The organism is Streptomyces sp. G-G2, from assembly GCF_030063135.1.
Lineage (GTDB): Bacteria > Actinomycetota > Actinomycetes > Streptomycetales > Streptomycetaceae > Streptomyces.
This window is the reverse complement of the sequence record NZ_JASISO010000104.1, coordinates 1-4,936: the sequence shown is the minus strand read 5'-3', so window position 1 is coordinate 4,936 and position 4,936 is coordinate 1. Positions and strand designations below refer to the sequence as shown.

The window sequence follows — 4,936 nt, the reverse complement described above, 5'->3', positions numbered from 1 at the left end:
CCTCAAGCGCCGGCGAGGCTGGGGTTGGGCCTCAAGCGCCGGCGAGGCTGCTACCGCGCCTCAAACGCCGGCGAGGCTGGGGTCGCCCCCGGGGGAGCGTTGTTCCGCGTGGGCGAATTCCGTCATGCCCGCCGTGAAGGTGATCTCCGGGCGCCAGCCGAGGTCGTGGCGCAGGCGGGTGGAGTCCGCGGTGATGTGGCGGACGTCGCCGAGGCGGAACTCGCCCGTCACCACCGGGGCCGGGCCGCCGTGGGCGGTTGCCAGGGCCGTGGCCATCTCGCCCACCGTGTGCGGGTCCCCGCTGCCGGTGTTGTAGGCCGCCGCGGTGCCCGCCGCGCGCGTGCCGAGCGCCTCCAGGGCCGTGACGTTGGCCGCCGCCACGTCCCGGACGTGGACGAAGTCCCGCCGCTGGGCGCCGTCCTCGTACACCCGGGGGGCCTCGCCGCGGGCCAGGGAGGAGCGGAAGAAGGAGGCCACCCCCGCGTAGGGGGTGTCGCGCGGCATCCCCGGCCCGTACACGTTGTGGTAGCGCAGCGAGAGGGTGCGGCCGTCCACGCAGCGGGCCCAGGAGGCCGCCAGGTGCTCCTGGGCGAGCTTCGTCGTCGCGTACACGTTGCGCGGGTCCACCGGGGCGTCCTCGGTGACCAGACCCGGTGTCAGCCCGGCGCCGCAGGCAGGGCAGTTGGGCTCGAACCGGCCCGCCCCCAGGTCTTCGACCCGGCGCGGGGCCGGGCGCACCACACCGTGCGCGGGGCAGTCGTAGCGCCCCTCGCCGTAGACCACCATCGACCCCGCCAGGACCAGCGCGCGCACCCCCGCCGCGGCCATCTCGCCCAGCAGTACCGCGGTGCCCAGGTCGTTGCAGCCGACGTACGCGGCGGCGTCCCCGAAGTCCTTGCCGAGGCCGACCATCGCGGCCTGGTGACACACCGCCTCCACTCCGCGCAGGGCGGCCCGTACCGCCTCCGCGTCCCGGACGTCCGCCCGTACGAACTCCACGTCGGCGGGCTCCGGCGGCCGGGCCGGGCCCGGGTGCGCGGCGGGCAGCAGGGCGTCCATGACGACCGGTTCGTGACCACGGCGCCGCAGCGCCCCGACGATGTGCGAGCCGATGAAACCGGCTCCGCCTGTGACGAGTACTCGCATGCGGCGGACGCTACGGAAGAGCGGGCCCGGTCGGGGGTTCCCACGCCCCGGCGTAAGACTTCCGTCATCCCCAAGGCCGCCCGTAAACATGGTTTTTGGCCACTGAACGGCCGGAAAGTAGGTCTTGCCATGTCTTGTGTGACAGCTTGACCGAGACGTAAAGGGGGCATAAGTTCTGCCCCGGCTTGCTCCACCAGGACGGGCCGCCGAATTCCGTCCTCTGGGGGGACACATGCACTGGTACACCGATGTGCTCAAGCGTTACGTCGACTTCTCCGGCCGCTCGCGGCGCCAGGAGTACTGGATGTTCGTACTCTTCAACCTTCTCGCGCTGATCATCGTCGCGATCGTCGACAGCCTGCTCGGCACCTACCCGCTGCTCTACGCGCTCTACGCGCTGGCGGTCCTCCTGCCCGCGCTGGGGGTCGGCGTCCGCCGCCTCCACGACACCGGCAAGTCCGGCTGGTGGATGCTGATCGCCATCGTCCCGCTCATCGGCGGCATCTGGCTGATCGTCCTGATGGCCACCGAGGGCAACGCGCAGCCCAACCAGTACGGCCCGAACCCCAAGCTCGCCGCCTGAGGTCCCCCCGCACCGCGCACTGGGAGCGCCCGCACCGACGCCACGCGTCCGTGCGGGCGCTCCCGCCGGTTTCCGGGGGTGACGCGTCTCTCGTACGAGCAGCGGCAGGGGGCTGTCGGAGCCGGGCCGATCACGAGATATCTTGATGTCGAGCAATGTTGCAGACGAGAGACGCAGACTGTGGAGCGGAGCATCCGGTGACTGACTCGACCATCATCTACACGCACACTGACGAGGCCCCGGCCCTGGCCACCCATTCGTTCCTGCCCGTGGTCCAGGCCTACGCCTCGACCGCAGGCGTGCGCGTGGAGACGCGGGACATCTCGCTGGCCGGCCGGATCATCGCGAGCTTCCCCGAGCGTCTCGAGGCGGAGCAGCGCATCGAGGACGCCCTCGCCGAGCTGGGCGAGCTGGCCAAGACCCCCGGCGCGAACATCATCAAGCTGCCCAACATCTCGGCCTCGATCCCGCAGCTCAAGGCCGCGGTCGCCGAGCTTCAGGGCCAGGGCTACGCGCTTCCGGACTACCCGGACGACCCGAAGACCGACGAGGAGCGCGACACCCGCGCCCGCTACGACAAGATCAAGGGCAGCGCCGTCAACCCGGTCCTGCGCGAGGGCAACTCCGACCGTCGCGCCCCCGCCTCGGTCAAGAAGTACGCCCAGGCCCACCCGCACCGCATGGGCGCCTGGACCGCCGAGTCGAAGACCAACGTCGCCACCATGGGCGCCGACGACTTCCGCTCCACCGAGAAGTCCGCCGTCATCGACGCGCCCGGTTCGCTGCGCATCGAGTTCGTCGCCAAGGACGGCGCGACCACCGTGCTGCGCGAGTCCGTGCCGGTCCTCGCCGGTGAGGTCGTCGACGCCTCCGTGCTGCGCGTCGACGCGCTGCGCACCTTCCTGAACGGCCAGATCGAGCGGGCCAAGGCCGAGAACGTGCTCTTCTCGGTGCACCTCAAGGCCACGATGATGAAGGTCTCCGACCCGATCGTCTTCGGTCACGTCGTCCGCGCCTTCTTCCCGAAGACGTTCGCGCGCTACGGCGAGACCCTCGCCGCCGCGGGCCTCTCCCCGAACGACGGCCTGGGCACCATCCTGAACGGCCTGGGCGCGCTGCCCGACGCCGACGCGATCAAGGCCTCCTTCGACGCCGAGATCGCCGAGGGCCCGGCCCTCGCGATGGTCGACTCGGACAAGGGCATCACCAACCTGCACGTCCCGAGCGACGTCATCGTCGACGCCTCCATGCCCGCGATGATCCGCACCTCCGGCCACATGTGGGGCCCGGACGGCGCCGAGGCCGACACCCTCGCGGTCCTCCCGGACAGCAGCTACGCCGGTGTCTACCAGGTCGTCATCGACGACTGCCGCGCGCACGGCGCCTTCGACCCGGCCACCATGGGCTCGGTGCCGAACGTCGGCCTCATGGCCCAGAAGGCCGAGGAGTACGGCAGCCACGACAAGACCTTCGAGATCGCCGCCGCGGGCACCGTCCGCCTCGTCGACACCGAGGGCAACACGGTCCTGGAGCAGGAGGTCGCCGCCGGTGACATCTTCCGCGCCTGCCAGACCAGGGACCTGCCGATCCAGGACTGGGTCAAGCTCGCCGTCACGCGCGCCCGCGCCACCGGCTCCCCGGCCGTGTTCTGGCTGGACGAGACCCGCGCGCACGACGCGCAGCTGATCGCCAAGGTGAAGACCTACCTCGCCGATCACGACACCGACGGTCTGACCATCGAGATCCTGTCGCCGGAGAAGGCCACCGCCTACTCCCTGGAGCGCATCCGCCGCGGCGAGGACACCATCTCGGTGACCGGCAACGTGCTGCGCGACTACCTGACCGACCTCTTCCCGATCCTGGAGCTGGGCACCAGCGCCAAGATGCTGTCGGTCGTTCCGCTGATGAACGGCGGCGGCCTCTTCGAGACCGGCGCGGGCGGCTCCGCCCCGAAGCACGTGCAGCAGCTCGTCAAGGAGAACTACCTGCGCTGGGACAGCCTGGGCGAGTTCCTCGCGCTGGCCGTCTCCTTCGAGCACCTCGCGCAGACCACCGGCAACGCCCGCGCCCAGGTGCTGGCCGACACCCTGGACCGCGCCACCGGTACGTTCCTGGACGAGGACAAGTCGCCGAGCCGCCGCCTCGGTGGCATCGACAACCGCGGCAGCCACTTCTACCTCGCCCTGTACTGGGCGCAGGAGCTGGCCCGCCAGACCGAGGACGCCGAACTGGCGGCCTCCTTCGAGGCCCTGGCCAAGAGCCTCGGCGAGCAGGAGTCGACGATCGTCGACGAGCTCATCGCGGTCCAGGGCTCCCCGGCCGACATCGGTGGCTACTACCAGCCCGACGTCACCAAGGCCACGGCCATCATGCGTCCGTCCGCGGCGCTGAACCAGGCGCTCGCGATCCTGGGCTGACCCGCCCCCCGCCTCGCGGTGGACCGCCCCGGCCGGACTCCTTTGGCCGGGGCGGTCGTGTGTCCGGGGCCGTAATCCTGTTGTGGCGGGAGCGGGCGAGCGGCTAGTAATACCAGGTGATCAGTGGACAACTGGCCGGGCTGCGTGCCCGGCACCCCGACGACGTGGCCATCCTCCACTCCGAGCTGTACGACGACGTACCCACCCACTCGCGGGCCGACTCCCGGCCCTGGCGGCCCCTGCCCCTCGCGGGCGGGCACTCCCCGTACGAGCCCGCCGCGCCGGGCGACCGGGCGGACTCCTTCTCGGTGATCGACATGAAGTCCGGGGAGCTGGCCGGCGAGGCCCTGCTCTGGGGCATCGACACCCACAACCGCTTCGCCCACCTCGGCCTGTCCCTGCGGCCCGGCAGCCGCGGCCGCGGGCTCGGGCAGGAGACGGTCCAACTGCTGTGCCACTACGGGTTCACCGTGCGCGGGCTGAACCGCCTCCAGGTGGAGACCCTGGCCGACAACACCGCGATGATCCGGGCCGCGGAGGCCGCCGGATTCGTCGTCGAGGGCACCCTGCGCCGCTCGGGCTGGGTGTACGGCGCGTTCGTCGACGAGGTGATCCTCGGGCTGCTGTCCGAGGAGTGGCAGCCGCCCGCCGACCGGCCACAGCACTAGATGAATGAGTCCAAGGGATGACCTGCGGACATAGGACGAGGGCATCCAGAGTCTGTGTGTGAAGACCGACTTGGACACCCTCGCCACAGCACTCTATGCCCGGATCGACGACGAGTTGAAGG

The 4,936-nt window shown here is 71.0% G+C and carries 4 protein-coding genes; 3 read left to right on the top strand and 1 reads right to left on the bottom strand.

Translation table 11 applies throughout. From position 1 onward, the window contains the following. Positions 1-60: 60 nt before the first annotated feature. Positions 61-1,146, bottom strand: a complete 1,086-nt coding sequence (locus QMF80_RS37580) for an NAD-dependent epimerase/dehydratase family protein (RefSeq protein WP_283461880.1) — start codon at positions 1,144-1,146, stop codon at positions 61-63. A 232-nt stretch (positions 1,147-1,378) separates the two neighbouring features. Here QMF80_RS37580 and QMF80_RS37575 point away from each other — a divergent pair, with 232 nt between their 5' ends. The 3 genes from QMF80_RS37575 to QMF80_RS37565 all read left to right on the top strand — a co-directional run bounded on the left by QMF80_RS37575 (position 1,379) and on the right by QMF80_RS37565 (position 4,814). Further along, the gene (locus tag QMF80_RS37575) at positions 1,379-1,729 is read left to right on the top strand and encodes a DUF805 domain-containing protein (protein WP_283461878.1); all 351 of its coding nucleotides are present in this window, start codon (positions 1,379-1,381) and stop codon (positions 1,727-1,729) included. Between the two features lie 197 nt (positions 1,730-1,926). Further along, the gene (locus QMF80_RS37570) at positions 1,927-4,146 is read left to right on the top strand and encodes an NADP-dependent isocitrate dehydrogenase (protein ID WP_283461877.1); all 2,220 of its coding nucleotides are present in this window, start codon (positions 1,927-1,929) and stop codon (positions 4,144-4,146) included. Between the two features lie 116 nt (positions 4,147-4,262). Continuing rightward, positions 4,263-4,814 (top strand): GNAT family N-acetyltransferase, encoded by a 552-nt coding sequence (locus QMF80_RS37565; protein WP_283461874.1) that lies wholly within the window; start codon positions 4,263-4,265, stop codon positions 4,812-4,814. Positions 4,815-4,936 lie beyond the last annotated feature (122 nt).